This window comes from Roseateles saccharophilus (genome assembly GCF_031458095.1).
Classification (GTDB): Bacteria; Pseudomonadota; Gammaproteobacteria; order Burkholderiales; family Burkholderiaceae_C; genus Pelomonas; species Pelomonas saccharophila_A.
On the sequence record NZ_JAVDXU010000003.1, the window covers coordinates 79,369 to 103,310 of the forward strand.

Sequence of the window (23,942 nt, forward strand, 5' to 3'; positions counted from 1 at the left end):
GGGATTGCCTGTCGCGGCAACGCCGCCGGCCGCGAGCTCCAGGTTAGGCCGGCACTGCCGCAGCCGACCGGCGCGCCAGTCCCAGGCCGACCAGGCCTGCCGACGCCACGCCCATCAGCAAGGCCGCCGCGGAACCCGCGAACACGCCGCGCGGCATGCCGTGGTCGAGGATGGCGCCGAAGACGGGCGCGGCCAGCGCGAAGCCAATGTCCAGGCCCGAATAGACGGTGCCATAGACGCGGCCCGTGGCCCCTGGCGGCGATGCGCGCTTGATGAGCATGTCGCGCGACGGACCGGCCAGGCCGGTACCGAAACCGGCCAGCGCCGCCACGACGGCGGCCACCATGCCGGGCAGCCAGCCGGTGGCGGTCAGCAGCAGCAGCGCGGCGGCGAGCGCCAGCGCCAGCGCAATGGTGCGCTCCAGCCGCTCGGCCTTGGCCACCAGGAAGCCACCGCAGACCATGCCCGCGGCGCCCGCCAGCATGTAGCCGGTGACGACATAGGCTGTCAGCGCCAGCGGCAGGCCGTAAATCTGGTGCAGGGCCGGGCTGGCAAAGCTCTGGATGGCCGACAGGGCCGCCGTGCTCCAGAAGAAGAAGGAGAAGCACAGCCAGACCGAGGGCAGCTTCAGGAAGGCCATGGGATGTTCGGCCTTGGCGCCGGCCACCGGCTTGGCGTGGCCCCAGGAACCCTGGCGGTCATCGATGGCAGCGCGCTGCCAGAACAGCAGGCCCATCACCGTCAGTGCCACCAGGGCCGTGCCGACATAGGCGAAGCGCCAGTTGCCGGTCGCCTCGGCAATGCCGATGGAGAACACCGGCGCAAAGGCCCAGCCCAGGTTGCCGCTGATGCCATGGACCGAGAAGGCATGGCCCAGGCGGGGCTGGGAGACGCGCTTGTTCAGGATGGTGAAGTCGGCCGGGTGGAAGGGCGCGTTGCCCACACCTGCCAGCGCCGCCGCCAGCATCAGGCCGCCAAAGCCCTGGGCCAGGCCGGCCGCCACCGAGGCCAGGAAGAAGCTCGCCATGGCCGCGAACAGCACCGGCCGGGCGCCGACGCGGTCGACGATGAAGCCCGACAAGGCTTGGCCGGCGCCGGAGATGACAAAGAAGGTCGTCACCAGCAGGCCCAGTTCCGAATAGCTCAAGCCAAAGGCCTGGATGAAGGCCGGAAACAGCGGCGGCAGCAGCATGTGGAAGAAATGCGAGGTGCCGTGGGCGACGCCGATGGTGGAGATCGTCGTGACGTCGCGCCGGCGCTGCTGCACAGCGTCGATGGAGGAGGCAATGGCGGTACTCATGCCCTCACTCTAGGCAGGCCACGGTCGGCCTGGTTACGATGGTTCGTCAAGTTCTGTCGAAATCCAGCCATGACCAGCCGCCGCAGTTTCCCCGCCTTCTCGCCCGAGCTCTTCGCCCCGACGGCCGGCCGTCCGCTGCGCGCCAAGTCGCGGCTGCTGGAGCATCTGGCCGACATCCAGCCGCATCGCCATGACTGGGCCCAGCTGGTCTTCTCGATGACGGGGGCGGTGCGGGTCAACACCGAGGCGTCCACCTATATCGTGCCGCCGTCGCGGGCCGTCTGGATCCCGCCCGGCATCGTCCATGCCGTGACAGCCATCGAGCAGGCCGAGTTGCACACCCTCTACCTGGGCCCCGAGCTGCTGACCGGCGAGGCCTGGAGCGTGGGGCGGGTGCTGGAGGTGTCGCCGCTGCTGCGCGAACTGGTCCTGGCCCTGCCCGCCGTGCCCGATCCGCTGCCGCCGGAAAGCCCGCAGGACACCGAACGCCGCCGCGGCATGGAGCAGCTCGTGCTGATCGAGCTGCAGCGCGCCCGCCCGCTGGCGCTGGGCGTGGCCCTGCCCCAGGACGTGCGGCTGCGCAGGCTCTGCGAGGCCATGCTGCGCGAGCCGGGCCGCCACGCCGGCCTGGAGGAATGGGCCGTCGAGGCCGGCGCCAGCCCGCGCACGCTGAGCCGGTTGTTCCGCGAGCAGCTGGGCACGAGCTTTGCGCAATGGCGCTCACAGCTGCTGCTGGCCCACGCGCTGACCCTGGCCGCGCGCGGCCGGCCCATGAGCCATATCGCCGCCGAACTGGGCTATGCCAGCGCCAGCGCCTTCACGGCCATGGTGACGCGCACGGTGGGCATGCCACCGAGCCGCTTCTTTGCCGCGGCTTGAAGGGCCGGACAATCCGCTCATGCCCGACTTCAGCGACACCCAGCCGCCCATGCTGCCGGCCGAGCCCGAACCTGAATCCGGCGGCGAAGCTTCGACACACTGGTTCGTGAAGCTGCTGGCCAGCCTGCCCATCGTGCTGGCGGGCTCCTTCTATGGCGTGGTGGCGCACAAGTTCTTCAGCAGCTTGCTCGGCAACGAGGCCACCGGGAACAGCGGGCTGATGCTGTGGTCCTTCCTGTTCGGCGTGCCGATCGCACTGGGCATGCTGGTCGGCTTCCTGGCGCTGCGCCGCAGGCGCGCCGGTCTGGCGGGTGCCGGCGCACTGTCGCTGTTGTCGACCGCCCTCTTCGTCTTCGCGGGTGGCGCCCTGCTGCGCGAGGGCAGCATCTGCATCATCATGGCCCTGCCCCTGCTGCTCATCCTCGCGGGGCTGGGCGCGCTGATCGGCGCCATCGCCTCCTCGTTCAGCAAGGACCAGGGCCCCAAGCTGCTGTCCGTCGCGCTGCTGCTGCCCTTGGCCCTGGGCTCGATCGAGGCGGGCATGGACGAGCCGACCAGCCGCCAGCACATCGTGCGCAGCGTGCTGATCCAGGCGCCGGCCGAGGTCATCTGGCAGCACATCAACTTCCCGCTCGACATCGATCCGGCCGAGCTGAAGGACGGTATCGCCTACCGCATGGGCGTGCCCTTCCCCGTCGAGGCGCGCACGCTGCAAGGCCGCATCGGCGGCCAGCGGGCCCTGGTCTGGCAGCGCGGCGTGCGTTTCAACGAGGTCATCACCGACTGGCAGCCGAGCCGCTACATCGCCTGGCGCTACGACTTCGCGCCCGACTCCTTCCCACCCGGTTCGCTGGACGACCATGTCGTCATCGGCGGCCGCTATTTCGGCCTCGATGACACCGCCTATGCGCTGACGCCCGAGGCCGGCGGCACGCGGCTGACCATCACCGTCAACACCCATGTCTCCACCCACTTCAACTGGTACGCCGGCTGGTGGGCGAACTGGCTGGTGGCCGACACGGCACAAGCCATCCTGAAGTTCTACCAGCAGCGCGCCGAGCGCGGCTAGTGCCGCGGCGCCAGAAATTTTTTCGCGACCGCGAATCCTTTTCGCCCGCTGGCGCCTCTTAGTGGCCGAGGGTCGTCCTCGAACCATTTGGAGTTGCACCATGTTCTATGTGAAGAATGTTCCGCCCGGCGAGCGCATCGTGCGCGTGGTGGCCGGCGTCGCGGGCGCCGGACTGGGCCTGGCCCTGCTCGGCGGCACGGCCGGCTGGCTGGTGGCGGCCAGCGCGGCAGGCCTGGTGGCGTCGGGCCTGTTCGGCTTCTGCCCGGCCTGCGCCCTGGTCGGACGCAGGCTCAAATAGCGACATGGCCCTGGCCACCCAACACCTGCCCCTGCTCGCCGCCGCCCACGGCGGCGATCCGCGCGCACTGGAGCAGCTGCTCAGGCTCACCCGGCCCGACATCCGCCGCTATGCCCAGCAGCACTGCCTGCTCAGCGACGTGGACGACGCCGTGCAGGAGGCCCTGCTCATCGTCAGCCGCAAGCTGCCGCAGCTGCGCGTGCTGGCGGCCTTCTCGGGCTGGGCCATCCGCCTGGTGCAGCGCGAATGCCGCCGCCTCGGGCGGCTCGCCTTGCGCTACGACCCTTACCACGAAGAGAAGCTCGAGCAGTGGCTGGTCGTGCATGACGAAGCCGGCCTGAGATGGGAGCTGGCGGCGGCGCTGGAGTCGCTGCCGGCGCACTACCGCGAGGTCATGCTGCTGCGCGACGTGGAGGAGCTGACCATCGAGGAGATCGCCGGCCGCACCGGGCTGACGCGGCCCAACGTGAAGAGCCGGCTGCATCGCGCCCGGGCGCTGGCGCGGGAATACCTGCTCGGCGGGCGACCCGGCGGCTGACAGGCGGATGTCCTGCCGTCCGACCGGGCGCCGGCGTGGCGGGTGAAAGCATGGTGGCCTCCACAACTTCGGAGACAGCCACCATGAATCGACGCCACTATGTCCTGGGCGCGGCGACGCTGCTCACCGCCGTGTCGGTGCCGGCGCTGGCCCAGCGCGGCGATGACGACGGCGAGTTCGTCATCCTGCACGCCCGCTATGGCACGGACCGCAACCATGTCGACGTGACCGACCGCCTGCGCGAGATGGCCCGCCGCGATCGTCGCGTGCGCCTGACCAACGATCTCTTCGGCGTGGACCCCGACCCGGGCCGCGACAAATACCTGCGCATCTATGCCCGCGACCGTGACGGCCGCGAGCGCCGCTTCGACTACCCCGAACGCGCCTGGATCGACGGCGGTCAGTTCGTCGCCTGGAGCGGCGGCCGTTGGGGTGACCAGAACTACAACGGCGGCTGGGCCGGCAACCCCTATCGCGACGGACGTGACGACGGCGCCTACACCATCCTCTACGCCAACTACGGCAATCCCGGCCGCGAGGTGGACGTGACGGCGCGGCTGCGTGAGCTGGCGCGCCGTGACGAGCGCTTCCGCATGGGCAACGACACCTTCGGCGTCGACCCGGACCCGGGCCGTGACAAGCGGCTGATCATCATCGCGCGCGGCCCAGGCGGGCGCGAGCGCAGTTTCGAGTACCCCGAGGGCAGCACGGTCGACGGCGCGCAGTTCGTCGGCTGGCGACGCGGCAACTGGGGCCGTTGACTGGAGGGCGCGTGACCTCCGGGTTACGCGCCCTTACAACGCGCCGTCCGCCCACGGCGATCGCCGGGCGTTGACTTCATGCCGTGCGACGATGCCCGGCCTGGAACAACGAGGAGATCGCCATGAGACGACGCCAACTGACCTTGGGCCTGGGCGCGGCCCTGGCCACCGCCGCCACCCTGCCCGCCTGGGGTGACGAGGATGACGGCGAGTTCGTCATCCTGCACGCCCGCTATGGCACCGAGCACTCCCACGTGGACGTGACCGGTCGCCTGCGCGAGCTGGCCCGCCAGGACCGGCGTTTCAGGCTGACCAACGATCTCTTCGGCGTCGACCCCGAGCCGGGCCGCACCAAGACGCTGCGCATCTTCACCCGCGACCGCCGGGGTCAGGAGCGCATCTTCGACTTCCGCGAGCGCGACTGGGTGGACGGCGCCCAGTTCGTTGGCTGGGGCCGCGGCAACTGGGGCGAGTCCAACTGGTCGGGCGGCTGGCAGGGTGGCGGCAACAGCAACGGCTGGGGCGGTGATCGCCACGACGACGGCCAGTTCACCATCCTCTACGCCACCTACGGCGCCAGCGGCCGCGACGTGGACGTGACCGACCGCCTGCGCGAACTGGCGCGGCGCGACCAGCGCATGCGCCTGACCAACGACCTCTTCGGCGTCGACCCCTATCCGGGCCAGACCAAGATCCTGCGCATCTTTGCGCGCGACCGCAGTGGCCAGGAGCGCGTCTTCGAGTACAGCGAGTACGGCACCATCGACGGCAACCAGTTCGTCGGCTGGGGCCGTGGCGACTGGGGCCGTGGCCGAGGTGGCCCCGAGCGCAATCCGGGCCGGCCGGGCAGCGGCCGCCTCGTCATCGAGAGCGCCGGCTACGGCGCCGACGGCCGCTGGACCGACGTGACCCAGGCCCTGCGCGCCCAGGTGCGCGGCGACCGCTTCGAGACCGAGGTGCGCAACGAGCTGTTCGGCTTCGACCCCGCGCCGGGCCGCCGCAAGCTGCTCAGCGTCACCTACCGCATCGGCTACGAGCCGGCCAACACGGTGCGCGTCAGAGAGGGCGACACCCTGCGCCTGCCCTAGCGCCTTCTGCGCTTGCTGATCAGCACCGTCGGGAAGCTCACCGGCAGCGTCTGCGGATAGTCGCGGCTGAAGTGCAGGCCGCGGCTCTCGTGGCGCATCAGCGCCGAGCGCACGATGAGCTCGGCGCACTCGACGAGATTGCGCAGCTCCAGCAGGTCGCGGGTGACGCGAAAGCTGCCGTAGTAGTCGTCGATCTCGCCGCGCAGCAGCTTGATGCGGTGCAGGGCGCGCTCCAGGCGCTTGGTGGTGCGCACGATGCCGACGTAGTTCCACATCAACAGGCGCAGCTCGTCCCAGTTGTGGGCGATGACGACCTGCTCGTCGGCGTTCTCGACCTGGCTCTCGTCCCAGGCCGGAATCGGGGCCGAGTCCTGCGGGGCCTGGGCGAGGATGTCGGCCGCGCAGGTCTGACCCAGCACCACGCACTCCAGCAGCGAGTTGCTGGCCAGACGGTTGGCGCCATGCAGGCCGGTATAGCCGGTCTCGCCGACGGCATAAAGGCCCGGCAGGTCGCAGCGGCCGAGCAGGTCGGTCACCGCGCCGCCGCAGGTGAAATGCACGGCCGGCACGACGGGGATGGGCTGCTTCGCGATGTCGATGCCGAGCTTGAGGCAGCGCGCGTGGATGGTCGGGAAATGCTCGATGAGGAAGGCCTCGCCCAGGTGGGTGGCGTCCAGCCACACATGGTCCAGGCCGTGCTTCTTCATCTCGAAGTCGATGGCGCGGGCGACGATGTCGCGCGGGGCCAGCTCCATGCGCTCGTCATGGGCGGCCATGAAGCGGGTGCCTCCCAGATGTTCAGGCAACTTCAGGTAGGCGCCCTCGCCGCGCAGCGCCTCCGTGATCAGGAAGCTGCGCTCCTGCGGGTGGTAGAGGCAGGTCGGGTGGAACTGGATGAACTCCATGTTGGCCACGCGGCAGCCGGCCCGCCAGGCCATGGCGATGCCGTCGCCGGTGGAGGTGTCGGGGTTGGTCGTGTAGCGGTAGACCTTGCCGGCCCCCCCCGTGGCCAGCACGACGGCGCGGGCCGGCAGCGTCTCGACGCGCTGGGCGTCAATGTCCAGCGCATAGGCACCGTAGACGCGCGGCACCTCGTCGCGCTGCAAATGGCGCGACGTGATCAGATCCAGCGCCATCCAGCGCTCGCGCAGCGTGATGTTGGGATGCTTGCGCGCCACGGCCAGCAACTGGTCGTGGATGGCCTTGCCGGTGGCGTCGGCGGCGTGGGCGATGCGGCGCACCGCATGGCCGCCCTCGCGCGTCAGGTGCAGGCCCATGGGGCCGGTGTCGTCGGTCGTGAAGGGCACGCCCTGCTCCACCAACCAGCCCACCGCCGCGGCGCTGCGCTCGGCGATGAAGCGGGCCGTGGCCTCGTCGACGAGGCCGGCACCGGCGTCCTGGGTGTCGCGCACATGGCTTTCGATGGAGTCGTCGCTGCCCAGCACACCGACGATGCCGCCCTGGGCCCAGGCGGTGGCCGCCTCGGTGAGCTCGCGCTTGGCGAGGATGACGACGGGCACGCTATCGGCCAGGTGCAGGGCCACGGTGAGGCCGGCCAGGCCGGCGCCAATGATGACGACGGGGGCGTCTTGGGGGGCAGCAGTCATGAGCCGGCATTGTCCTGCAGGGGCGCTGTCCTGGCGCGGGGGTGAGGATTGCCAAGGCGCGCAGCCTGGCTACGCGCGCCCCGCCCTTATGCTGGTCGGGTGAGCGCTGTCGGCGGTGCAGCGCTGAGGGAGACCATGGAAACCATGAAACGCTGGGCCGGCGTCGTCGCCGGCTTTTTTCTGTGTACGGGCATCGCGCAAGCCGCGCCCCCACCGGCCGAGGCCTTCTTCAAGGATCCGGCCATCGTCGAGGCCATGCTGTCGCCCTCGGGCCGCAAGCTCGCCATCCGCAGCTCCTTTGGCGGCAACCGCATCGGCCTGGGCGTCTTCGACCTCAGCCCTGGCGGCAAGCCGACGCGCACGGCCCAGTTCAACGACGGCGACATCTGGCGCGCCCATTGGGTCAACGACGACCGACTCGTGTTCAGCGTCGTCGACCTGTCCGACGGCAGCGGCCGGCCCCGAGGCGCGCCGGGCCTGTTCGCCATCAATCCGGATGGCAGCCAGATGCGCCAGCTGGTGCGGCGCATGGGCCGGCCGGTCATCACGGACGGCAGCCGCCAGGAGCGCTTGCTGGACTGGAATCACCGCCTGTTGACGGTGCCCCGGCCACAGGCCGGCCAGGTCAATGAGGAGGTGCTGGTCGTGGAGTTCACGCCCGACCAGCAGCAGCTGGAAACGCCGCTGTGGCTGAACACCCGCACCGGTCGCACGCGGCCGACCGGCGTGGACATTCCGTCCAACACCGTGGGCTGGGTGACCGACAGCCGCGGCGAACTGCGCGTGGCGCTGACACGCCGCGAGGGCCGGCGCGGCGCGCTGTGGCGAGGGCCGGGCCAGCAGGCCTGGCAGCCGCTTTTCGAGAGTGACCTGCTGAACCCGCCCTTCGGCATCAACGCCGTGGACGATGCCGGCCAGCTCTATGTGACGCGCACCCAGGGGCCGGCGGGCGAGACGGTGCTCGGCCTCTATGACTTCGAGCGCCGCGCACTGGCCAGCGAGCCGCTGGTCGTCACGCCCGGCTTCGACTTCAGCGGGCGCGTGCTCAACGACGCCGCCGGCGCCGCCCTGGGCGTGCGCGTCGTCACAGACGCCGAGTCCACCATCTGGCGCAACGCCGCCATGCAGGCCCTGCAGAAGGAGGCCGACGAACGCCTGCCCGGCCGCGTCAACAGCATCACCTGCCGGCGCTGTGGCCAACCCGACATGGTGGCCTTGGTGCGCTCCTACAGCGACCGCGATCCGGGCCAGTTCTGGCTCTACCAGGCCCAGCCCCCCGAAGGCGAGGAGAACTGGCGCCCCGTGGGCCGGATACGCAACGACATCAAACCCTCCGAGATGGCGCAGATGGACTTGCAGCGCATCAAGGCCCGTGACGGCCGCGACCTGCCTGTCTGGGTCACGAAGAGCCCGAATGCCACGGGGCTGCCGGCCATCGTCCTCGTCCACGGCGGGCCCTGGGTGCGCGGCAATGTCTGGGGCTGGCATGCCCAGGCCCAGTTCCTGGCCTCGCGCGGCTATGTCGTCATCGAGCCCGAGTTCCGCGGCAGCGCCGGCTACGGCCGCGAGCATTTCCGCGCCAGCTTCAAGCAGTTCGGCCAGGCCATGCAGGACGACGTCGCCGACGCCTTGCGCTGGGCCCAGGCCCAGGGCCTTGCCAGCGACAAGGCCTGCATCGCCGGGGGCAGCTATGGCGGCTACAGCACGCTGATGGGCCTGATCAACGATCCCGCCCTCTACCGCTGCGGCGTCGCCTGGGTGGCCGTGACCGACCTGGACCTGTATGTGGCGGGCTCTTGGTGGGTGCGCGACGACATCCCCGACTGGGGCCGCCAATACCAGCAGCGCGACATGGTGGGCGACCCCGACAAGGACGCGGCACTGATTGCCGCCCATTCACCCGTCAAGCAGGCCGCCCGCCTGAAGGCGCCCGTGATGCTGGTCTTCGGCGAGGCCGACCTGCGCGTGCCGCTGGCCCATGGAGAGCGCATGCGCAAGGCCCTGCGTGAGGCGGGCAACGAGCCTGTCTGGGTCAGCTATCCCGGCGAAGGCCATGGCTTTGCGGTGTTGAAGAACCGCGTCGACTTTGCCGAGCGCATGGAGGCCTTCCTGGACCGACACCTCAAAGCTGCTCCCGCTGCGCGAGCTCCTTGAACCCGTTGCCATGCCGCCGCCATTCCGGCGGCTTCCACAGATGCGCCAGGCGCAGGCCCCAGCTCTTCTCCCGGGCCATGTCGTGGAACATCGCCCGCCATTCGTGGGCGTTCAGCCAGAACAGGTTGTGCGTGTAGAAGGGGTGCTCCAGGCCGTAGTCCACCGGGTCCCTCTCGGGCTCGAAGCTGCCGAACAGGCGGTCGAAGATGATCAGCATGCCGCCGAAGTTCTTGTCGATGTACTGCGGGTTGCGGCCGTGATGGGCGCGGTGGTGCGAGGGCGTGTTGAAGATGAACTCGAACCAGGCCGGCATCTTGTCCACCCAGGTGGTGTGCACGAAGAACTGGTAGCCCAGGTTCAGCGACAGCGCGAACAGCACCCAGCGCGGCTCGAAGCCCAGCCAGACGGCCGGCAGATAGAACAGCCAGTTGCCGGCGATCGGATAGAACCAGCTCTGGCGCAGCGCCGTGCCGAAGTTCATCTTCTCCGAGCCGTGGTGCACGACATGGGCGCACCAGAACCAGCGGATGCGGTGGCTGCCGCGGTGGAACCCGTAGTAGAGGAACTCCACCAGGAAGAACAGGCCCACGAAGCGCCAGAAGGTGACGTCGATGGTGAAGAGGCGGTGGTCATAGACCCAGCCCATGGCCGGCAGCACCAGCACGACGAGCAGGATCAGGTCGGCGACCAGATAGCTGCCGCCGCTGTTCATGCTGTCGAAGGTGTCCCAAAGATCGAAGACGCCCGTCTTGCGAAAGCGCCAGGCCTCCATGGCGATGAAGACGGCGAAGATGGGCGACAGCATGACCAGCGTCAGGTCGCGCCAGTCGCCATGGCGGTGGTAGAGGTCGAGCAGCCAGTCCATGCACGAATGATGCGGCTTTGTTACCCCCCTGGCTTGACGTCAGCGCCCAGGTTTTTGACAAATCACGCCAGCGCTGGCGTTATCCCGGTCGCCCGCTCCCAAAGTGCTGCTGCATCATCGCGCCCCCATGGATGAGACCCGCGTCGCCGCCAGCTATGTCCAGCTGCTCTTCGAGCACATGGCCAGGCTGGGCCGTGCCGACGCGCTGGGCGTGCCGCCCGCGCCGACCGAGACCTTCGTGTCCATGCGGCGCTGGCAGGCCTTGCTGGAGCAGGCCCGCGACCTCGACCCCGGCCCCAAATCCACCTTCGCGCTGCGCCTGGCGCGCAGCATCGCGCCGCGCCACTTCGGCGTCGTCGGCTTTGCGGCGCTGGCCAGCGGCACGCTGGCCGAAGCCCTGATGCGGCTGGAGCGCTATCACCGCTCGGTCTATGACGCCAACGTGGCCCAGGTCCACCCCGTTTCTGAGGGCCTGTGCATCGAATGGGGCGTGGAGCGCGGCCGGCCCGGCGCCCTCGTCGACGAGACCGCCATCGCCGCCCTGGTGCAGCTGGCGCGCGAGTTCACCGGCCAGGCTGTGCGCGCGCTGGCCGTCGACTTCGTCAATCCGCGCCCGGCCGATGTGCGGCCTTACGCGGACTTCTTTGGCGGCCCGGTGCGCTTCGGCCAGCCCAGCACCCGCGTCGTGCTGTCGCTGCGCGACCTGGCCCTGCCGCTGCGCGGCGCCGATGCCGCCCTGCTGGCCCTACTCGATGCCCAGGCCGAGCACCTGCTGCAGGAGGTGGCCGCCGTCAGCGAACCCGTTGGGGTCTGGCGCCAGGCCCTGGTCGGCCTGATCCGTAGCGGCCGCACCTCGCTGGCCGACCTGGCCCACAGCCTGCAGATGAGCCCGCGCAGCCTGCAGCGCCGCCTCACCGAACAGGGGCACAGCTTCCAGACCCTGCTCGGCCAGACCCGCCAGCAGCTCGCCGAGGCCTATCTGCGCGACGCCAACGTCGAGCTGGCCGAGGTGGCCCTGCTGCTCGGCTACTCCGAGCAGAGCGCTTTCACCCGCGCCTTCCGGCAATGGACCGGCCAGGCCCCGCTTCAATGGCGCCGGCAGCAACAGCGTCCCACCGCATGAACCTCGAGTTTCCCGAGTCGGTCGTCGAAGACGGCACGCCCGCCCACGGCCGCTATGTCGGCCGCATCGACCGCATCGACTGGTCCGGCTTGCGCGAGCGCCCCTCCTGGCTGTGGCGCAAGCTGCACCACAAGCGCTGGCACTACGTCGGCCTGGGCCACGACGAGGTCTTCATCGGCGTCGCCATCGTCGACGTGGGCTGGGCCTGCACCGCCTTCGCCTACCTCTTCGACCGCAAGCGCCGCCGCCTGCTGGCCGACTGGAGCCAGGACGGCCTGCCGGGCCTGCAGGCCGGCGTGTCCGACGAGCCGCTGACCGACGCCCGCGCCTGGTTCCGCGGCCCCGGCGCACGGCTGGAGCTGCGCCACCAGAGCGACGACAGCCTGCTGCTGCATGTCCGCACGCGCGGCCTGCGCATCGAGGCCCAGCTCGACCTGGACGCCATGGCGCCGCCGCTGCTCGCCATCGGCCCCATCACCGGCGGCATCGCCCATGCCACACAAAAGACCACTGCCCTGCCGGTGCTGGGCTGGGCCGAGGCCGAGGGACAGCGCTTCGATCTCGACGGCACCTGGGCGGCCGTGGATGCCTCCAACGGCCTGCTCGCCCGCGACACCGCCTGGCGCTGGGCCAGCGCCCATCGGCCGGATATCGGCTTCAATCTGCAGCAGGGCTATTTCGGCGCCCACGAGAACGTGCTGTGGCTGGACGGCCAACCCGTCGCGCTGGCTGCGGCCCGCTTCGACTTCGATGCGGACCGCCCCCTGGACCCCTGGCGGGTGAGCACGGACGACGGCTTGCTGGACCTCGTCTTCACGCCCGAGGGCGCTCGGGCTGCCGACAAGAATCTGGGCTTCGCGGCCAGCCGCTATGTGCAGCCGGTCGGCACCTTCAGCGGCATCGTGCGTGCCGGACCGCACGCCGCACCACGCCGCGTGAACGATCTGCTCGGCGTGACCGAAGATCATCGCTCGCTGTGGTGACGCCATGCCGACCCGGCCCTAAAGTCGGCTCACTGCAGCTGCCCCGCCCCGCCCGACGTGCGATACGACCTGAGCAAGCCCAGCCTTCTTGGCGCTGGCATCGCCCTGACGCTGGCAGCGCTGGTGGGCCTGGAATTGTTGCCGGCGCGCACCCTGGAGCTGACCAGGCCAGGTGGCGTCAGCAACCTCTTCCTGACGACGCCGGGCGAGGACCACGCCGAGGCGCCGGTGCAATGGCTGGATGCCGAGCATCTGCACTGGCGCTGCCACTACACCGCCATCGAAAAATACCAGCCCTGCGGCCTCACCCTGGTCCTCAGCGGCGACGACCCCACCCGCGGCCGCGACCTGACGCGCTTCGACACGCTGGAGATGGACCTGGTCTACAAGGGGCCGGCCCCCTTCGTGCGCGTGGCCATCCGCAACTTCGATCCGCGCTTCTCCAAGGTCGAGGACGGCAACAGCGCCCGCATGCACTCGGTCAACCTGAGGCCACGCGACGTCGAGAAGCCGGTGCGCATCGACCTCAGCGAGCTGACGGTGCCCGAATGGTGGATCCACCAGTTCAACCTGGCCCGCGAATACAACCGGCCCAGCCTGGAAAACGCCACCGCCCTGACCATCGACCTGCCGGCCGACCTCTCCGGCCAGGTGCACGAACTGCAGCTGCGCAGCCTGGTGCTGAAGGGCGACTGGATCAGCCGTGACCGCGTCTATCTCGGCATCCTGTGCAGCTGGCTGCTCGGCGCCAGCCTGGTGGTGCTGCGCGGCTGGCAGCAGCTGCGCCGGAGCAACCGCCTGCAGCAGCGCGAGATCGACGCGCTGATGGTGCGCACCCGGCAGCTGCGCATCGAGCAGGAGCAGCTGCGCCGGCAGGCCACCATCGATGAGCTGACCGGTGTGCTGAACCGCCGCGGCCTGGAAGGGGCGCTGGACGACCTGGAGGCTCAGGCCGAGCCGCTGGGCCTGGTGCTGCTGGACATCGACCACTTCAAGCAGATCAACGACCACTGGGGGCATGCGTCCGGCGATGAGGTGCTGCGCCGCGTGGCGGCCGTCGTCGCCGCCAATCTGCGCGCCAGCGACATCGTCGGCCGCTGGGGCGGCGAGGAATTCCTCGTCGCCTGCCGCTGCCGCCATATCGACGAAGCCGCGGCACTGGCCGAGAAGCTGCGCGCCGCGGTTGCCGCGACTCACGTCGACAGCAAGGGCCGCTTCAGCATCACGGCCAGTTTCGGCGTGACGCTGGTGCCGCCGGGCGCGGCCATGCACCGGGCGTTCCGCCGCGCCGATGCGGCCCTCTACCGCGCCAAGGAGTCGGGCCGCAACCGCGTCGAGCGCAGCGCCGGACAGGACGCCGCGACGACGGTCTGAGCGTCGCGCTCAGTGCACCACGCGCCCGAACGAGAACTCACCGCCCTCGACCTGCACCGGGATCACATCCTTGGGCCCGAATTTGCCCTGCAGGATGAGCTTGGACAGCGGGTTCTCCACGCGCTGCTGGATGGCCCGCTTCAGCGGCCGCGCGCCGAAGACCGGGTCGAAGCCGACCTTGGCCAGCTCGTCCAGGGCCGCCTCGCTGACGTCCAGCTTCATTTCCATCTTGTCCAGGCGCGCTTCGAGCAGGCGCAGCTGGATGCGGGCGATGGACTTGATGTGGTCGGCGCCCAGCGCATGGAAGATGACGGTCTCGTCGATGCGGTTCAGGAATTCGGGCCGGAAGTGGGCCTTGACCTCGCCCCACACGGCCTCGCGGATGACCTCGTCCTTCTCGCCCGACAGCGCCATGATGTGCTGCGAACCCAGGTTGGACGTCATGACGATGACGGTGTTCTTGAAGTCGACCGTGCGCCCTTGGCCATCGGTGAGCCGGCCATCGTCCAGCACCTGCAGCAGCACGTTGAAGACGTCCGGATGCGCTTTCTCGACCTCGTCGAGCAGCAGCACGGAATAAGGCTTGCGGCGCACGGCCTCGGTCAGCGTGCCGCCTTCCTCGTAGCCGACATAGCCTGGAGGCGCACCGATCAGGCGCGAGACGGAGTGCTTCTCCATGAACTCGCTCATGTCGATGCGCACCATATGGTCTTCGCTGTCGAACAGGAAGCCGGCCAGGGCCTTGCACAACTCGGTCTTGCCGACGCCGGTGGGGCCGAGGAAGAGGAAGCTGCCCAGGGGCCGGTTGGGGTCTGACAGCCCGGCGCGCGAGCGGCGGATGGCATCGGACACGGCCTGGATGGCCTCGTCCTGGCCGATGACGCGCTCATGCAGCTTGGTTTCCATCTGCAGCAGCTTCTCGCGCTCGCCCTGCATCAGCTTTGAGACCGGAATGCCGGTGGCACGGGCCACGACCTCGGCAATCTCCTCGGCGCCGACGAGCGTGCGCAGCAGCTGCGGCCGGCTCGCGTCGCCCGCCTTGCCGGCCTCCTTGGCCTGGGCTTCCTTGAGCTGTTTTTCCAGCTCGGGCAGCTTGCCGTATTGCAGCTCGGCCACCTTGTTGAAGTCGCCTTTGCGCTTCCATTCCTCGATCTGCTGGCGAGCGCGATCGATCTCTTCCTTGACATGGGCCGAGCCCTGGGCCTGGGCCTTCTCGGCCGTCCAGATCTCTTCCAGGTCGTTGTACTCGCGCTGCAGCTTCAGCAGCTCGTCTTCAATCAGGCCGAGGCGCTTGATGGAGCCTTCGTCCTTTTCCTTCTTGACGGCCTCGCGCTCGATCTTGAGCTGGATCATGCGGCGGTCCAGCCTGTCCATGGGCTCGGGCTTGGAGTCGATCTCGATCTTGATCTTGGCCGCGGCCTCGTCGATGAGGTCGATGGCCTTGTCGGGCAGGAAGCGGTCGGTGATGTAGCGGTGGCTCAGCTCGGCCGCGGCAATGATGGCCGGGTCGGTGATCTCCACGCCATGGTGGACCTCGTACTTCTCCTGCAGGCCGCGCAGGATGGCGATGGTGGCTTCCACCGTCGGCTCGTCGACCAGCACCTTCTGGAAGCGGCGCTCCAGCGCGGCGTCCTTCTCGACGTATTTGCGGTACTCGTCCAGCGTCGTCGCGCCGATGCAGTGCAGCTCGCCGCGCGCCAGAGCCGGCTTGAGCATGTTGCCGGCATCGATGGAGCCCTCGGCCTTGCCGGCGCCCACCATGGTGTGGATCTCGTCGATGAAGAGGATGGTCTGGCCGGCGTCCTGGCTGACTTCCTTCAGCACGCCCTTCAAGCGCTCCTCGAAGTCACCGCGGTATTTGGCGCCGGCCAGCAGCAGGGCCATGTCCAGCACCAGCACGCGCTTGCCCTTCAGCGAATCCGGCACCTCGCCGTTGATGATGCGCTGGGCCAGGCCCTCGACGATGGCCGTCTTGCCCACGCCCGGCTCGCCGATCAGCACCGGGTTGTTCTTGCTGCGCCGCTGCAGCACCTGGATCGTGCGGCGAATCTCCTCGTCGCGGCCGATGACCGGGTCGAGCTTGCCCAGGCGGGCACGTTCGGTCAGGTCCAGGGTGTATTTCTTCAGCGCCTCGCGCTGGCCTTCGGCCTCGGCCGACTCGACCTTCTGGCCGCCGCGCACGGCTTCGATGGCCGACTCCAGCGAGCGCCGCGTCAGGCCATGGCCGCGCACGACGCCGGCCAGGTCGGTCTTGGCCTCGGTCAGGGCCAGCAGGAACATCTCGCTGGCGATGAACTGGTCGCCGCGCTTGGTGGCTTCCTTCTCGGCGGCCTGCAGCAGGGCGACAAGGTCGCGGCCTGCCTGCACGGTCTGGCCCGAGCCGCTGACCTGGGGCAGGCCGGCGATGAGGCCGTCCAGGGCCGTGCGCAGGCCGGCGGCATTGACGCCGGCGCGCTCCATCAGCGCGCGCGGGCCCTCGTCCTGGGCCAGCATGGCGGCCAGCACGTGGACGGGCTCGATATAGGGGTTGTCGCGGCTCAGGGCCAGGCTCTGCGCCTCGCCCAGGGCTTCCTGGAAACGGGTGGTGAACTTGTCGGCACGCATGGTGAGTCAATCCTCCTGTTGCGAAGCCAAATGGGCGCGAGCCCTGCAATTTCAAGCCACCGTCTGGCGCTCCGGGCTGGCGCGCGGATGTCGGACGGCACCTTATCTTGCCACCGAGGCCGAGGACGGCCGTTCAGTGCGGCTTGCCGCGCTGGGTATAGGCCGAAATGAAGAGGTGGCCTGCATCGACGTCATCCAGTGCGGCGCTGAGGGGTTCCGGCAGCGGCGATGGCGGCAGGGCGGCGCCAGCTGTCTCCTGGGTCGCCTGGCGGCCGGGCAGATGCTCGATGGCGTCGATGACACGCCGCATGTCGGCATTGAGGGGCTCATTGGCCCGATTCGCCGCCACCCCCTCGCGCAGGGCCTGCACGGCTGCGTCGAACTCGTCCGCCATGAGGTGCTGCATGCCACGGCGAAAGGCCAGCAGATAGGACTCGGCGTGGCCGCTGGCCAGGCCGTCCAGGGCTGCCCACGCGGCCCGGGCCGCCGCGTTCTCGCCGGAAACCACATGCAGCATGCCGAGCTGGAAATGCGCCAGCGGGAAGGCATCCGCCTGCTCCACGGCCCTGGACATGCTCGCCTTGGCTTCGCTGGCCAGACCGAGCTGGGCGTACTCGCTGCCGAGCATGAACAAGGCGCGTGCCGACGCATCGCTGCGACGGGCCGCTTCCTTGAGATAGACCAGCGCATGGCCCGAATCGCCGCGGCGCGAGGCTTCCAGGGCCAGTGCGAGCAATTCAGCCTGGGTCAGGGTGCTGAGGGGATCCGACATGAGGCAACAAGCATAGCGGCCGCCCGCCAGCCGGCACGGACCCGCGCCGCCCTAGTGCCAGGCGCCCAGGATGGCGCCCATCACCGTGTAGGCCACGATCTGGTAGCCGCTGTTGATGAGCCAGAGCTTCAGCGAGCGCTGCTCGAAGAGGTAGATGACCCCGAGGCTCATGGCCACCCAGCCCAGGCCGGTGGCAAAGCCGGCGAACAGGCCGAAGCTCAGGCTCGCCTTGGCACCGAGGAAGGCCGCCAGGTTGAAGGCCATGATGAGCGAGGCCAGGGCCGACAGGCCGAAGACGCGTCCCATGTTGACCTGCTTGGTCTGGGCCTCGCTGAGGCCCGCCTCGGCCATCCAGGCCTTCTCGAAGGCGAGGGGCGAATACCAGAGCCCGCCGAGCAGGAAGCTCGTCAAGGCCGCCACAATGACCGCCGGGATATTGAATTGCACTGCGTCCATCGCAGTCCCCTCGTGAAGTTGTTGGTGCGGCGATGCTGAGGCGAGCCGTCCGCCGGCAACAGCGGCCGAGCGCCGAAGCCGAAGATGAGCACGCCCAAAGCCGACAAACTGCCGCTCAAATCGCTGCCGGACCCGCCCACCCAGGCCCGCCTGGACGACCGGCTGCTGATGGCCGGCGGCTCGCTCGCCTTCGGCCTGGCCATTCCCTGGCTGACGGGGCTGTACGGGCCGCTGGGCCCCGGCGACGCGCGCTTCTGGGTCGGCTTTGCCGGCTTCATCGCCCTGGCCTTTGCCATCTGGGCCGGCAACCGCTGGCTGCTGTTCAAGCAGCGCGAGCACCTGAACTGGTTCGCCCATCCGCTGCGCAAGCTGCTGATGCTGGTCAGCGCCAACGTGCTCTACACGGCACCGTTGACGCTGGCCGCCATCTGGGCCTGGTTCCACATCGCCGGACTGGCGGTGGACGTCAATGCGCTCAAGCTGGTGGTGGCCACCAACGTCATCTGCGTGCTCTTCGTGACCCATGCCTACGAGACCATGTTCCTGATCCGCGAACGCGAGTCGGACATGCTGCGCGTCGAGCGCCTGGAGCGGGCCCGCACCCAGGCCGAGCTCGGCGCGCTGAAGGCCCAGGTCGACCCGCATTTCCTGTTCAACAGCCTCAACACCCTGGGTCATCTGATCGCAAACGACCCAAACAGCGCCCGCGAGTTCAGCGACACCCTGGCCGAGATCTATCGCTATGTGCTGGACAGCCGCCAACGCGACCTGGTGCCGCTGGACGAGGAGCTGGCCTTTTTGCGCCACTACCACCGCCTGCTGGCCCTGCGCTTTGGCGCCGCCATGCCGCTGGCGCTGGACCCGGCCCTGCAGACTTCGCAATGGCTGGTGCCACCACTGGCGCTGCAAACCCTGCTGGAGAACGCCATCAAGCACAACGAGGCCAGCGCCGCCCAGCCGTTGACGGTCGGCTTCACGCTGGACGGCGACCGCGTGCGGGCCCGCAATGCGGTGCAGCCACGCCGCAGCGCCCTGCCCTCCTCGGGCCTGGGCCTGGCCAATCTCGACGAACGCTGCCGCCTGCTGGCCGGCCGCGCGCTGCGGCGCCGCGCCGAAGCCGGCATGTTCGAAGTCTCCATTCCGCTGCTGGCCCGCCCATGAAGATCTTCATCGCCGAAGACGAGACCCCGGCGCGCGAGCGCCTGGCCGCGACGCTGGCCCGCATCGCGCCCGAGGCCCGCGTGCTCGGGCACAGCGACACCGTGCAAGGCACTCTCGCCTGGCTGCAAGCGAACCCTGCGCCCGACCTGCTGCTGCTGGACATCCAGTTGGCCGACGGCCTGTCGCTGGAGCTGTTCCGCGACCGCCGCCTGGCCCTGCCCACCGTCTTCACGACAGCCTACGACCAGTTCGCCCTGCAGGCCTTCCAGGCCCTGGCGGTGGACTATCTGCTCAAGCCCGTGTCCGACACGGCCCTGGCCCAGGCCCTGGCCAAGGCCGAGCAGTGGCGGCGCCATTTCGATGGCCAGGCCCAGGCGCGCTTCGGGCAGCAACTGGACGGCCTGTTGCAGCGCCTGAGCCCGCCCGCCGGCCGCCAGCGCATCGTCGGCCGCAGGGGCGGCCAACAGTTCCATGCGCTGGAGCTGGCCGACATCGCCTATTTCGTCTCGGTGGACAAGCTCAGCTTTGCCGTCACCCAGGCCGGCGAGCGCTACCTCGTCGAGCCGACGCTGGGCGAACTGGAGGAGGAGCTGGGTTTGCAGCGCTTCTTCCGCGCCAACCGCCAGCTGCTGGTCGCCGCCGGGGCCGTGCAGCGCTTCACGCCCGCCGGCAAGGGGCGGCTGAAGCTGGACCTCAGCCCGGCCCTGGAGGGCGAGCTGCTGATCAGCCAGGAGCGCGCTGCGGCCTTTCGCACGTGGCTGGAGGGGTAAACCCGCATCGGGCTAGGATTCGGTATGGATCAAGTCTTGTTCGATTTCACCAAGCAGGATGCCGCCGGCACTTGCTCGACGGCCCACGCCTGGGCCAAGGTGCCGGCGCCGCTGACCGCGCCCGAGCGCAACGCGCTGGCCGAGCGGGCCAAGGCCCTGCTGAAAAAGCACAACGCCGTCCTCGTCGCCCACTACTACGTCGACGGTTTCCTGCAGGACCTGGCGCTGGAGACCGGCGGCATCGTGTCCGACTCGCTGGAGATGGCGCGCTTCGGCCGCGACCACGCCGCCCAGACCCTGGTCGTCGCCGGTGTGCGCTTCATGGGCGAGACGGCCAAGATCCTCAGCCCCGAGAAGCGCGTGCTGATGCCCGACCTGGACGCCACCTGCTCGCTCGACCTGGGCTGCCCCGAGGACGAGTTCGCCGCCTTCTGCGACGCCCACCCGGATCGCCAGGTCGTTGTCTACGCCAACACCAGCGCCGCCGTGAAGGCGCGTGCCGACTGGATGGTGACCAGCTCCTGCGCCCTGGACATCGTCTCCGACCTGCATGCCAAGGGCCAGAAGATCCTCTGGGCACCCGACCGGCATCTGGGCCGCTACATCCAGGAGGAAACCGGCGCCGACATGCTGATGTGGAACGGCGCCTGCATCGTCCATGACGAGTTCAAGGGGCTGGAGCTGGAGCTGCTGCGCGAGCAGCACCCGGGCGCCCTGGTGCTGGTGCATCCGGAGTCGCCCAAGAGCGTCGTCGAGCAGGCCGACGTCGTCGGCTCCACCTCGGCCCTCATCAAGGCCGTCGTCGAGGGCCAGGCACCGGCCTATATCGTCGCCACCGACAACGGCATCCTGCACCGCATGCGCCAGCTGGCGCCGGGCAAGGTGCTGATCGAGGCACCGACCGCCGGCAACAGCGCCACGTGCAAGAGCTGCGCCCATTGCCCCTGGATGGCCATGAACGGCCTGGCCAATCTGGTCGACTGCCTGGAGAGCGGCCAGCCCGAGATCCACGTCGACGAGGCCATCCGCGTCAAGGCCCAGGGCTGCATCAACCGCATGCTGGATTTCGTTGCCGCGAGAAAGACTGCCGCCGCCACCGGCATGACCCCGGGGCTAGTTCCAGGCATGGGCGCGGCCTGATGGCGCTATAAACCGGCATTCGAACGCCGCAGACGAGGCCCGCCATGAATGCCGACTTCAGCTCCCTCTACAACCACCATGAGCGCGAGATCTTCGCGGCGGTGATGGCCTCGGCGCCCGACTATCCGGACATTGCCGCCAGCAGCGACCTGCTGTGCGACGTCGCCTGCGTCGCGCTGAATCGCCTGCCCCCGCGCTACATCCGCCACGAGGTGGACTTCAGCTTCTACCTGACCGAGCACGAGCGCCTGGAGATCGACAACGCCATCGTCGAAGCGGTGTCCTATGCCTTCAACTTCGTGCAGGCGCGCACGGCGCTGCGGTCCAGGAAGTAGCAGCAGACTGCCGAATGAAGAAAGAGCGGCCCGCTTCTCACGAGGCGGGCCGTTGTCGTCGTAAATGTCCGGGGCGGCGGATTCGAGTTCGTGGTCTCTATTCCAAACCCGTGGCGGATTCCGGCAACCATCGATAACGCAGATTTTTCTCTAGCAGCACGGCCGCCTAACGCTGCCGCTTCTCGGGGAAGGCGTTGGACAGCGTTAGAGACCTGACGGCGTCACAAGGCGCAACGCGAGCTGCATACAGTGTCCAGACTACGCTTGCACGCCATCCAAGACACAAGGGAGTCAACGTGCTAAGACTTTCACTGGCCTTCTTCTACAACATGGGCTCGGCGATGAAGCCCATCGCTCACATGCGGGGCGACTCAAAACTCGGAATGGCTTGGAAGCCGCTGTGGACCGCGAAGAAGGCACTAGAAGACCTTCTAAGCTCTCAGTGGTTTACCCCCGCCATTCGAGCGGCGACCATACCAGCCACCGAGCTGCACACCGCCATAAAGGCTCTCACCGATCGCACTGACTTCGAATCGGAAATCGGCGTTATGCAGGCTGCCGAAGTCATAAGTGCCCTCGAGTCGTTTGAAAAAGTGGTGAGCAGCGAACTGCACATTGCAGATGCCTATTTCGTGACTAGGAAAGCAGGCTACGACACGTCCGTCTTGGTGATGAACGCAGAGGAAAATTTCCCTAGCCAACTAAGTTTGAAAGTCCCGTTGGCCATTGTTGACGTCAGAGAGGCGGGCAAGTGCCTCGCCTTCGAACTTCCGACAGCTGCTGGCTTTCACATCTTCCGCGCTGTTGAGTCGGTTGTGCGTTCCTACTGGGACGCCGTGCGCGGCTCGCACCCACACCCAAAGAACCAGGGGCTCGGCTCTTACCTCGGCCTGCTTACAAAGCACGGACTTGGCGATGCTAAGGTTCTCGCAGTACTGACCCAGCTCAAGGATCTCCACCGAAATCCAATTGCACATCCGCAGGTCACACTCACTGTGGAAGAGGCCGTGAGCATCTTTGGAATTGCCCAAAGTGCTGTTAGCGCCATGCTAAAGACTATTCCCGAACGCAGCCCAGAGCCCATCGGTTAGATGGCTTGTGCCGCTATAGAGAAACGGCCCGCATCTCACGAGGCGGGCCGTTTTCTTTTATAGATGGTCGGGGCGGCGGGATTCGAACTCGCGACCCTCTGCTCCCAAAGCAGATGCGCTACCAGGCTGCGCTACGCCCCGACTGAGCCAGACATTCTAGCCGACTGAAACGAGGCGCCCGTCCGAGCCCTGGGCGCGCGCACCAGCCACAAGGCGGCGGCGACGTTCCAGACCAGCTGGGCCAGCAGGATGGTGAGGATGGCCGTCATGCTCATGTTGACGCCCGCTCCCAGCACGGCGGCGCCCATGGCGAGGTTGGCGACGGCGCCCACGATGCCGACGACGCGGGCCAGACCCGCCTCTCCCATCAGCACGCCAGCCCAGGCCAGCGCGCCCGCGGCCTGCAGCAGCCAGCCGATCTTGGCGGCGTCAGTCAGCGCAATGCCGGCGGCGTGGACGAGTTCGTAGCCGACTTGCAGGCGCATGGGCGAGCCGACGATGGCATCGGCCGCCAGATGGGGGATGACGAAGCCGTCGACGACGGTGGCGCCCACCAGCGCCACGCAGCCCATCAGATAGGCGGCCAGGCCCGCCAGCACGGCGGGGCGCTGCAGCGACAGGCGGCGCGTGAGTGCCGTGTAGCCGAAGGCGTAGGCGCAGAGGCTGGCGATGGCCACGCCATGCACGGCGGCCTTGAGCGCCGCCAGCTGCGCGATGCTTTGCAGGATGGCCAGCTGGCCCTGGCCGCCGCCGCTTTCGTCGAGGGCGACGAAGACGGTGGACACGACGGTGGCCAGCGCGATGGCGATGCCGGCAGCGCGGGTGCCGGGCTGAACGTCGAGCTGGGGGTCGAACGGTAGTTTGGGCATGGGTTCCGGTAGGGAGTGGGTGACGAAACTGACCATACTCAGCGCTCCCAAGCATGTCCCGTACAGACGGCAGCCGGTTGTTCGCTAGCGAACAGGCGCGTGCCGCTTGTTCGGCAAAACAACGTCACTCTCCATGCTCGAAACCCTCGCCCCCCTGGACCGCCGCGCCCAGCGCTCGCGCGACGCCATCCTCGAAGCCCTGTTCGCGCTGATGCTGGAGCGCGGCTACGAGCGGCTGACCATCCAGAACCTCATCGACCGCGCCGGCGTGGGCCGCGCCACCTTCTATGCCCACTTCCAGAGCAAGGAGGAACTGCTGGCCGCCAGCATCGGGCGGCTGCGCGGCTGGCTGGAGCAGGCGGGCCGCGCCCGCGACGAGCCGCTGGGCTTCACCCTGCCCTTCTTCCAGCACCTGGCCAGCCACCGCCGCATCTACGAGATGACGGTGGCGCGCGAGAGCGAAAGCAGCGTGGAACGCCATGTGCGCCAGATGCTGGCGGAGCTGGTGCGTCAAGACCTGCGCCAGCGCCACGCCAGCATCACCGGCGCCCGCCTGGACCTGGCCACTCACTATGTCGTGGGCGCGCTGTGGTCCAGCTTCATCTGGTGGATGGAGAGCGAGAAGCCCCTGTCGCCGGAGGACTTGAACACGCAGTTCCAGCGGCTGTGCTTTCCGGGGCTGGACGTCGCTGTTGCGGCCTGAGC

General features: G+C 68.7%; 23 protein-coding genes and 1 tRNA gene. 16 read left to right on the top strand and 8 right to left on the bottom strand.

Annotated features, from left to right (window positions below; all coding sequences use genetic code 11):
- Positions 1 to 43: 43 nt before the first annotated feature.
- The gene (locus J2X20_RS19345) at positions 44 to 1,300 is read right to left on the bottom strand and encodes an MFS transporter (RefSeq protein ID WP_310268062.1); all 1,257 of its coding nucleotides are present in this window, start codon (positions 1,298 to 1,300) and stop codon (positions 44 to 46) included.
- Between the two features lie 69 nt (positions 1,301 to 1,369).
- Here J2X20_RS19345 and J2X20_RS19350 point away from each other — a divergent pair, with 69 nt between their 5' ends.
- From J2X20_RS19350 to J2X20_RS19375, 6 genes are all read left to right on the top strand, one after another.
- Positions 1,370 to 2,179 carry an AraC family transcriptional regulator gene (locus J2X20_RS19350; RefSeq protein WP_310268065.1) on the top strand — a complete coding sequence of 270 codons (810 nt, stop codon included), beginning with the start codon at positions 1,370 to 1,372 and terminating at the stop codon, positions 2,177 to 2,179.
- Between the two features lie 19 nt (positions 2,180 to 2,198).
- Positions 2,199 to 3,248, top strand: coding sequence for an SRPBCC family protein (locus J2X20_RS19355; protein WP_310268067.1), 1,050 nt, complete (start codon positions 2,199 to 2,201; stop codon positions 3,246 to 3,248).
- Between the two features lie 100 nt (positions 3,249 to 3,348).
- Positions 3,349 to 3,546, top strand: a complete 198-nt coding sequence (locus J2X20_RS19360) for a YgaP family membrane protein (protein ID WP_310268070.1) — start codon at positions 3,349 to 3,351, stop codon at positions 3,544 to 3,546.
- A gap of 4 nt (positions 3,547 to 3,550) precedes the next feature.
- Positions 3,551 to 4,084, top strand: coding sequence for an RNA polymerase sigma factor (locus tag J2X20_RS19365; RefSeq protein WP_310268073.1), 534 nt, complete (start codon positions 3,551 to 3,553; stop codon positions 4,082 to 4,084).
- An 83-nt stretch (positions 4,085 to 4,167) separates the two neighbouring features.
- Positions 4,168 to 4,845 (top strand): hypothetical protein, encoded by a 678-nt coding sequence (locus J2X20_RS19370; protein ID WP_310268076.1) that lies wholly within the window; start codon positions 4,168 to 4,170, stop codon positions 4,843 to 4,845.
- 122 nt (positions 4,846 to 4,967) lie between these two features.
- Complete coding sequence (locus tag J2X20_RS19375) at positions 4,968 to 5,933, top strand: hypothetical protein (RefSeq protein ID WP_310268079.1); 966 nt, start codon at positions 4,968 to 4,970, stop codon at positions 5,931 to 5,933.
- On the opposite strand, the gene nadB is transcribed toward J2X20_RS19375, so the two are convergent.
- Positions 5,930 to 7,540, bottom strand: coding sequence for an L-aspartate oxidase (gene nadB / locus J2X20_RS19380; protein ID WP_310268080.1), 1,611 nt, complete (start codon positions 7,538 to 7,540; stop codon positions 5,930 to 5,932). The two genes, J2X20_RS19375 and nadB, sit on opposite strands and share 4 nt — an antisense overlap.
- Positions 7,541 to 7,675: 135 nt before the next feature.
- Between nadB and J2X20_RS19385 the strand changes: the two genes are divergently transcribed.
- Entirely contained in the window at positions 7,676 to 9,694 is a 2,019-nt protein-coding gene (locus J2X20_RS19385; protein WP_310268083.1) for a S9 family peptidase, read from the top strand.
- On the opposite strand, the gene J2X20_RS19390 is transcribed toward J2X20_RS19385, so the two are convergent.
- Positions 9,663 to 10,559 (bottom strand): sterol desaturase family protein, encoded by an 897-nt coding sequence (locus J2X20_RS19390; protein WP_310268085.1) that lies wholly within the window; start codon positions 10,557 to 10,559, stop codon positions 9,663 to 9,665. The genes J2X20_RS19385 and J2X20_RS19390 overlap by 32 nt on opposite strands.
- A 127-nt stretch (positions 10,560 to 10,686) precedes the next feature.
- Between J2X20_RS19390 and J2X20_RS19395 the strand changes: the two genes are divergently transcribed.
- Genes J2X20_RS19395 through J2X20_RS19405 form a run of 3 tightly spaced genes read left to right on the top strand, consistent with a single transcriptional unit; the run spans position 10,687 to position 14,039 of the window.
- A complete protein-coding gene (locus tag J2X20_RS19395; RefSeq protein WP_310268086.1) occupies positions 10,687 to 11,682 on the top strand; it encodes an AraC family transcriptional regulator in 996 nt (331 codons plus the stop codon).
- Positions 11,679 to 12,665 (top strand): DUF2804 domain-containing protein, encoded by a 987-nt coding sequence (locus J2X20_RS19400; RefSeq protein ID WP_310268088.1) that lies wholly within the window; start codon positions 11,679 to 11,681, stop codon positions 12,663 to 12,665. Before J2X20_RS19395 ends, J2X20_RS19400 begins: the two co-directional genes overlap by 4 nt.
- A gap of 57 nt (positions 12,666 to 12,722) precedes the next feature.
- Entirely contained in the window at positions 12,723 to 14,039 is a 1,317-nt protein-coding gene (locus J2X20_RS19405) for a GGDEF domain-containing protein (RefSeq protein ID WP_310268091.1), read from the top strand.
- A 9-nt stretch (positions 14,040 to 14,048) separates the two neighbouring features.
- On the opposite strand, the gene clpB is transcribed toward J2X20_RS19405, so the two are convergent.
- From clpB to J2X20_RS19420, 3 genes are all read right to left on the bottom strand, one after another.
- Complete coding sequence (gene clpB, locus J2X20_RS19410) at positions 14,049 to 16,643, bottom strand: ATP-dependent chaperone ClpB (protein WP_310268093.1); 2,595 nt, start codon at positions 16,641 to 16,643, stop codon at positions 14,049 to 14,051.
- Positions 16,644 to 16,776: 133 nt separating this feature from the next.
- The gene (locus J2X20_RS19415) at positions 16,777 to 17,415 is read right to left on the bottom strand and encodes a tetratricopeptide repeat protein (RefSeq protein ID WP_310268096.1); all 639 of its coding nucleotides are present in this window, start codon (positions 17,413 to 17,415) and stop codon (positions 16,777 to 16,779) included.
- 51 nt (positions 17,416 to 17,466) lie between these two features.
- Positions 17,467 to 17,871 (bottom strand): DUF1761 domain-containing protein, encoded by a 405-nt coding sequence (locus tag J2X20_RS19420; RefSeq protein ID WP_310268099.1) that lies wholly within the window; start codon positions 17,869 to 17,871, stop codon positions 17,467 to 17,469.
- Positions 17,872 to 17,955: 84 nt separating this feature from the next.
- On the opposite strand from J2X20_RS19420, the gene J2X20_RS19425 reads away from it, so the two are divergent.
- From J2X20_RS19425 to J2X20_RS19445, 5 genes are all read left to right on the top strand, one after another.
- The gene (locus J2X20_RS19425) at positions 17,956 to 19,032 is read left to right on the top strand and encodes a sensor histidine kinase (RefSeq protein ID WP_310268102.1); all 1,077 of its coding nucleotides are present in this window, start codon (positions 17,956 to 17,958) and stop codon (positions 19,030 to 19,032) included.
- Positions 19,029 to 19,802 carry a LytR/AlgR family response regulator transcription factor gene (locus tag J2X20_RS19430; protein ID WP_310268104.1) on the top strand — a complete coding sequence of 258 codons (774 nt, stop codon included), beginning with the start codon at positions 19,029 to 19,031 and terminating at the stop codon, positions 19,800 to 19,802. The genes J2X20_RS19425 and J2X20_RS19430 overlap by 4 nt, the downstream gene beginning before the upstream one ends.
- A 24-nt stretch (positions 19,803 to 19,826) precedes the next feature.
- Positions 19,827 to 20,942, top strand: coding sequence for a quinolinate synthase NadA (gene nadA, locus J2X20_RS19435; protein WP_310268107.1), 1,116 nt, complete (start codon positions 19,827 to 19,829; stop codon positions 20,940 to 20,942).
- Between the two features lie 44 nt (positions 20,943 to 20,986).
- Positions 20,987 to 21,277 carry a late competence development ComFB family protein gene (locus J2X20_RS19440; protein WP_310268110.1) on the top strand — a complete coding sequence of 97 codons (291 nt, stop codon included), beginning with the start codon at positions 20,987 to 20,989 and terminating at the stop codon, positions 21,275 to 21,277.
- Positions 21,278 to 21,573: 296 nt separating this feature from the next.
- The gene (locus J2X20_RS19445; RefSeq protein WP_310268113.1) at positions 21,574 to 22,368 is read left to right on the top strand and encodes a hypothetical protein; all 795 of its coding nucleotides are present in this window, start codon (positions 21,574 to 21,576) and stop codon (positions 22,366 to 22,368) included.
- 64 nt (positions 22,369 to 22,432) lie between these two features.
- Here J2X20_RS19445 and J2X20_RS19450 read toward each other — a convergent pair.
- Both J2X20_RS19450 and J2X20_RS19455 read right to left on the bottom strand, forming a co-directional pair.
- A tRNA-Pro gene (locus J2X20_RS19450) sits at positions 22,433 to 22,509 on the bottom strand.
- Positions 22,500 to 23,237: a hypothetical protein gene (locus J2X20_RS19455; protein WP_310268114.1), complete on the bottom strand. Its 738-nt coding sequence runs from the start codon at positions 23,235 to 23,237 to the stop codon at positions 22,500 to 22,502. Before J2X20_RS19455 ends, J2X20_RS19450 begins: the two co-directional genes overlap by 10 nt.
- Before the next feature lie 133 nt (positions 23,238 to 23,370).
- On the opposite strand from J2X20_RS19455, the gene J2X20_RS19460 reads away from it, so the two are divergent.
- The gene (locus tag J2X20_RS19460) at positions 23,371 to 23,940 is read left to right on the top strand and encodes a TetR/AcrR family transcriptional regulator (RefSeq protein WP_310268117.1); all 570 of its coding nucleotides are present in this window, start codon (positions 23,371 to 23,373) and stop codon (positions 23,938 to 23,940) included.
- Positions 23,941 to 23,942 lie beyond the last annotated feature (2 nt).

Coding starts and splice junctions, on each gene's coding strand:
- J2X20_RS19345 (WP_310268062.1), bottom strand. CDS start 1,300: ATGAGTACCGCCATTGCCTCCTCCATCGACGCTGTGCAGCAGCGCCGG.
- J2X20_RS19350 (WP_310268065.1), top strand. CDS start 1,370: ATGACCAGCCGCCGCAGTTTCCCCGCCTTCTCGCCCGAGCTCTTCGCC.
- J2X20_RS19355 (WP_310268067.1), top strand. CDS start 2,199: ATGCCCGACTTCAGCGACACCCAGCCGCCCATGCTGCCGGCCGAGCCC.
- J2X20_RS19360 (WP_310268070.1), top strand. CDS start 3,349: ATGTTCTATGTGAAGAATGTTCCGCCCGGCGAGCGCATCGTGCGCGTG.
- J2X20_RS19365 (WP_310268073.1), top strand. CDS start 3,551: ATGGCCCTGGCCACCCAACACCTGCCCCTGCTCGCCGCCGCCCACGGC.
- J2X20_RS19370 (WP_310268076.1), top strand. CDS start 4,168: ATGAATCGACGCCACTATGTCCTGGGCGCGGCGACGCTGCTCACCGCC.
- J2X20_RS19375 (WP_310268079.1), top strand. CDS start 4,968: ATGAGACGACGCCAACTGACCTTGGGCCTGGGCGCGGCCCTGGCCACC.
- nadB (WP_310268080.1), bottom strand. CDS start 7,540: ATGACTGCTGCCCCCCAAGACGCCCCCGTCGTCATCATTGGCGCCGGC.
- J2X20_RS19385 (WP_310268083.1), top strand. CDS start 7,676: ATGGAAACCATGAAACGCTGGGCCGGCGTCGTCGCCGGCTTTTTTCTG.
- J2X20_RS19390 (WP_310268085.1), bottom strand. CDS start 10,559: ATGGACTGGCTGCTCGACCTCTACCACCGCCATGGCGACTGGCGCGAC.
- J2X20_RS19395 (WP_310268086.1), top strand. CDS start 10,687: ATGGATGAGACCCGCGTCGCCGCCAGCTATGTCCAGCTGCTCTTCGAG.
- J2X20_RS19400 (WP_310268088.1), top strand. CDS start 11,679: ATGAACCTCGAGTTTCCCGAGTCGGTCGTCGAAGACGGCACGCCCGCC.
- clpB (WP_310268093.1), bottom strand. CDS start 16,643: ATGCGTGCCGACAAGTTCACCACCCGTTTCCAGGAAGCCCTGGGCGAG.
- J2X20_RS19415 (WP_310268096.1), bottom strand. CDS start 17,415: ATGTCGGATCCCCTCAGCACCCTGACCCAGGCTGAATTGCTCGCACTG.
- J2X20_RS19420 (WP_310268099.1), bottom strand. CDS start 17,871: ATGGACGCAGTGCAATTCAATATCCCGGCGGTCATTGTGGCGGCCTTG.
- J2X20_RS19425 (WP_310268102.1), top strand. CDS start 17,956: ATGAGCACGCCCAAAGCCGACAAACTGCCGCTCAAATCGCTGCCGGAC.
- J2X20_RS19430 (WP_310268104.1), top strand. CDS start 19,029: ATGAAGATCTTCATCGCCGAAGACGAGACCCCGGCGCGCGAGCGCCTG.
- nadA (WP_310268107.1), top strand. CDS start 19,827: ATGGATCAAGTCTTGTTCGATTTCACCAAGCAGGATGCCGCCGGCACT.
- J2X20_RS19440 (WP_310268110.1), top strand. CDS start 20,987: ATGAATGCCGACTTCAGCTCCCTCTACAACCACCATGAGCGCGAGATC.
- J2X20_RS19455 (WP_310268114.1), bottom strand. CDS start 23,237: ATGCCCAAACTACCGTTCGACCCCCAGCTCGACGTTCAGCCCGGCACC.
- J2X20_RS19460 (WP_310268117.1), top strand. CDS start 23,371: ATGCTCGAAACCCTCGCCCCCCTGGACCGCCGCGCCCAGCGCTCGCGC.